This is a genomic window from Planctomycetia bacterium (genome assembly GCA_034440135.1).
Classification (GTDB): domain Bacteria; phylum Planctomycetota; class Planctomycetia; order Pirellulales; family JALHLM01; genus JALHLM01.
In genome coordinates, this window is sequence record JAWXBP010000442.1 from 1 (window position 1) to 4,444 (window position 4,444).

The following is a 4,444-nucleotide window of genomic DNA, read 5'->3' on the forward strand; positions in this document are numbered from 1 at the left end:
CGTCATGGCAAATCGTGCAACCCATCTCGCCACGCTTGTGCGGACTGCCTGGGCCGACGAACAAGTCCAAACGCGGATGCGAAGCATAAGGCTGCGGCATACCGCGCTTGATCGTCAACTCCAGCGGCTTGCCCCAACTCACGCTACCGCCGATCAATCGCGCCACGCCGTCGGTGCGCTGCGTAATCGAGGCGTCGTCGATCTTGGCAATCACGTCGCCTGGCTCTAAGCCCGCGGCGGCGGCGGGCGTTTCCGACCACACGACGCTGATCGTCACATCACCGGGGCGAGCGCCTTCTTGCGCAACCTGCATCCCATAGGTGACCCGCAACTTGTCGGCTTCGGTCAACTCGGTGGCGGGCGGTTCTTTCGTCGCTCCGGCCGCGGGCTCGGCGGGCGATGCACTGGTTTCGCTCGTTTCCGCTGCCGGCGCGGCACTCGCTTCCGCGGTGGGCGGAGTCGCGGGTGTCGCCAATGTGACCGTCATCAAATGTTCAAGCGGATAGGCCGGATCCGACGCGGTGCCCGGCGCGGTCTTGTCGATGGCTTGATGGCAAGTGGTGCAGCGATCGAATCGCGCCACGTCGCGGAAATTATTGTTGATCGTCAACTTCGGCAGCCAAATCTGGTCCGGCTTCAACGGCCCCATGAAAGCGTCGAGAATCGGCATCTCCAACAGCGACTTGCCGGGATTCGCGGCACGTTCGTACGCGCTGTCTTGCAGGCGTTTGATCGACCCGAGGTGATCGTCGAGCTTCTTCTCCGCGGCGATGACTGGCGCGTTGATCTCGGTGATGATTTTTTCGAGGGCCAGGCGATGCGTTTTGGCCGCTTCGCTGGCGAGCGTCAACTCCGCCGCGACAGCCTTCACGCGATTGACTTCCTTCTGCCGCTGCTCCTGCTCCGTCGCCGGCAACCCATTGTGAACGCCCAGGTCGTAGTCGCTACGAACCTTGTCGAGCAACGATTTCTCAACCTTCAACCGCGTGGCCGAACTGTTCTCGCGGAATTTGGCGTCGGCGAGGAAGGAATTCATTTCTTCCAGCAACGCCGTGCGTCCGGCGCGCACTGCCGCTTCATCGGCGCTGACGTTCGATGCCGTGGCATACGCGTCCGCGAGGCCGCTCAAGTCCACTTCGACGCCGCGGCGCTTTGCGTCCGCAGCCAATTCACCTTCGAATCGAGCAACCAGGTCGCCATTCGGCCGCGTCGCCTCGGCGGCCGCGATCTCCGCTTCCAGCTTTTCCGTCTCCGCCCGAAACTGCGTCGTCTCCTCCGCGTTCAAGCGCCAGTCGATGAACTTAGTGTCGATATCGCGCATTTCGCGCTGATAGCTCTTCCACTCGCGATTGTGATCCGCCGCGAGCATCCAGATCGTGGCGCCCAACAGCACCACCGCCGACACGCCGAATACGACGTGCATCAGCTTCAGGTCGCGGGCAATCGATTCTGTCGAGGGCATGGGGAGGGGGTGGAGTAGTAAAGGAGTAAAGGAGAATAGGAGTAAAGGAGAACAGAACTAAAGGAGGACGAGGTGAACTGGAGCAAACGTCTGCGATTTGAGACTTCTCTACTCCCTCTCTCCCTTACTCCTCTCGTCTACTCCCCCTCCTCCTAAAAATTCAAGAAGTATTCCGGAATGCTAATGATGTACTTCAGGTTGAAGCTCCAGCGCAGCACCATCTTCAAGGGGAGCGCGATCATCAACAGCAGCAGGTTGCTCATCAGCATGTAACGCACGAAACCCATCTTCACGAACATCTTCCGGAACACCGTGGCGGCCATCAGCGGCGGCAGCGCGGCCACATAGCCGATGACCAGCACGAAGCCCAGCCATTCGCGTTGCAGGATGTACCACAGCTTCATCATGGCGCCGGAACCCGAGGGCGCCGTCGGCAGCCCCTGGCCCATCACCTTGATCCAGAAAATATCCGAAAGGTTGATATTGTTCAGGGCTTCCACCTTGTGTGAATCCCAGAATTCATACGGCCCGAAGAAGTTCCAATTCGGCCCGCGCAGGAACGTCCCCAGCACGATCAGCGTGATCCAGAGATCAAGAAAGCCGATCTGAAACACGAGATAGCTGAACGGCCGCTGCGCGATCGTGTAGTAGCCGTTCCCCTTCTTGTTGTAATCCAGGAAGGGAATCAAGATCAGCCCGCCGATGACCATGCTCGGCAGCACCACGCCGGCCCACCACGGATCGTAGTAGACGAGCATTTCCTGCAGGCCGAGGAAGTACCACGGCGCCTTCGACGGGTTCGGCGTCTTCACCGCGCTGGCGGCTTCTTCCAACGGGGCTTGCAGCAAAATCGCCCAGATCATCAGGATCGCCGTCAGGGCGACCATGCAGATCAGTTCGGTATAAACGAGGTCAGGCCAGACGAGGACCTTTTCCTTTTCGTCCTCCATCGCTTCCAACGGCGGCAGGCCCTGTTTGTCGCGCTCGTCGTTCTGCACCGCGCGGTACGTGGCCAGCCAGGTGAAATAGCCCACCAGGAAGATCATCGCCACAATCGGCACGTTGTCCGGCTTGCCGACGATGCTGAAAAAGTTCGAGTCGGCCATCGACAGGCCCATCAGCACCAGCGAAACGTTGAGCATCGCCCAGGCGACGAGCGGCTGGCTGAAAAACTTTCGCCCGACGAACAACACGGTCAGCAAGACCGTCGTGCCGAGCGTGTACGTCACTGGGCCGGAGAGGTTGTTGATGACCGTTTTGACGCCTGCCGGGACTTCCGGCGGCATGCCGCCCATTGCGGCGGCGGCCACCATCGACAGCAGGGCGACAAACGCCGTCAGGGCGATCGCCGTGCCGGTCTGCTTCAGGCGCTGCCACACATACAGCGCGGCGATGGCGTTCATCAGCGCCAGCGCAATGTAGAACACCCCCAGGCCGTGCGCCACGTTTGCGAGATGGGCTTCTGGACTAACGTGCATGACGCATCAACATGAGGACTGCGTGACTGGGAGCCGGAAGCGTTCGCGCCCGGAGTAAACTCGCTCGATCCTGCTTACAGCGGCCCGCTGATGCCGCCGTCCTTGCGTACCCGCCAGAAGTGAATCGCCAGCAGCAACGAGACCACCAGGGGAATCGCGATGCAATGCAACACGTAGAACCGATTCAACGTCTCTTCGCCGACGAACCGCGCGCCCAGCAAGCCGAACCGCGCGTCCGAGGCGTTCGTGATCATATTGATGCCGCCGATTTCCAGCAGCTTTGCGCCCGGCCCCTCGTGCCCCAGGATCGGCGTGGCCCGGGCCATGTTGGAACCGACGGTGATCGCCCAGATCGCCAATTGATCCCACGGCAACAGGTAGCCCGTAAAGGACAGCAGCAGCGTCAACAGGAGCAAGATCACGCCGACCACCCAATTGAATTCGCGCGGAGGCTTGTAACTGCCCGTCAAAAACACGCGATACATGTGCAGCCAGACTGTGATCACCATCGCATGGGCGGCCCAGCGATGGAGCTCGCGCATAATGCCCAGCGAGGCCACGTCGCGGAGCGCGGTGATATCCTGAAACGCCCACTCCAACGTGGGACGATAGTAGAACATCAACAACACGCCAGTGACCGTCTCGACCAGAAACAAGAAGAAAGTCACGCCCCCCATGCACCAGGTATAGCTGAGGGCGATACCCTGCTTCTTGATCGACACCGGGTGCAAGTGCAGGAAGAAGTTCGTCAGCACCACCACGATGCGATTGCGGCGATCCACCGGCATCGGATGCCGAAAGACGCTCTTCCAAGCCTGCGAATTACGAATCGTCTCGCCGATCGACATGATGAGGAAACGTCAGATTTGGGACGGATGATTGATGAACGAAAATGAAGTCGATCGAAGATTCACGATCGCGAAATCAAACGGCGATTAGACTGGGACAAAGCAGGCCGCATCCGACCACTGCCCCAACTCTTCCTGAAACAACTTGCTCTTATCAACTTCAAGCTGCCCGTCGTCGGCCAGGCGGATCGCATAGCGTTCCAGCGGCCGCGGCGCGGGGCCCTCGAAATTGATTCCGTCCTTGTAAAAGCCGCTGCCGTGGCAGGGACACTTGAACTTTTGTTCGCCGTCGAGCCAGTTCGGCGTGCAACCCAAGTGGGTGCAAACCGACTTGAGCGCCACGATTTGCGGCTGCCCGTTGTACTCGGCGTTGACCACCCAGACACCGAACTGCGCCTTGAACTTCTCGTCCACGCTGCCCGGCGGAAAGTTGGCCGGAAAGCCGACCTTGAATCGACTGGGCGGCTCGGTCAGCACGTTGGGGAACATGAAGCGTGCCAGTGCCAACGACCACAATCCGCCGACGACGGCCATCGAGGCGAAGCCCAGGCCCATGGCCGTGCCCAGCATGATAGCCAGGAAGCTGCGGCGATCTTCATCCGATGCCGCGGCCTTCGGCTGCGCATAGACCGGCTTGGCCGGCATCGGCGGCGCGA

4 protein-coding genes are annotated in these 4,444 nt (G+C 60.4%); all 4 read right to left on the reverse strand.

Annotated elements, in window-relative coordinates:
* A partial coding sequence (locus tag SGJ19_25450) for a PDZ domain-containing protein (protein MDZ4783608.1) occupies window positions 1–1,462 on the reverse strand: 1,462 nt, incomplete at its 3' end.
* A 152-nt stretch (window positions 1,463–1,614) separates the two neighbouring features.
* Window positions 1,615–2,940, reverse strand: a complete 1,326-nt coding sequence (locus SGJ19_25455) for a hypothetical protein (protein MDZ4783609.1) — start codon at window positions 2,938–2,940, stop codon at window positions 1,615–1,617.
* A 74-nt stretch (window positions 2,941–3,014) separates the two neighbouring features.
* Window positions 3,015–3,788 (reverse strand): cytochrome b N-terminal domain-containing protein, encoded by a 774-nt coding sequence (locus SGJ19_25460; protein ID MDZ4783610.1) that lies wholly within the window; start codon window positions 3,786–3,788, stop codon window positions 3,015–3,017.
* Between the two features lie 87 nt (window positions 3,789–3,875).
* The coding region (locus SGJ19_25465) for a ubiquinol-cytochrome c reductase iron-sulfur subunit (GenBank protein MDZ4783611.1) at window positions 3,876–4,444 on the reverse strand (569 nt) is incomplete at its 5' end.

Bases quoted from the DNA above. Each gene is read 5' to 3' on its own strand.
- SGJ19_25460 (MDZ4783610.1), bottom strand. From the start codon at position 3,788: ATGTCGATCGGCGAGACGATTCGTAATTCGCAGGCTTGGAAGAGCGTC.
- SGJ19_25455 (MDZ4783609.1), bottom strand. From the start codon at position 2,940: ATGCACGTTAGTCCAGAAGCCCATCTCGCAAACGTGGCGCACGGCCTG.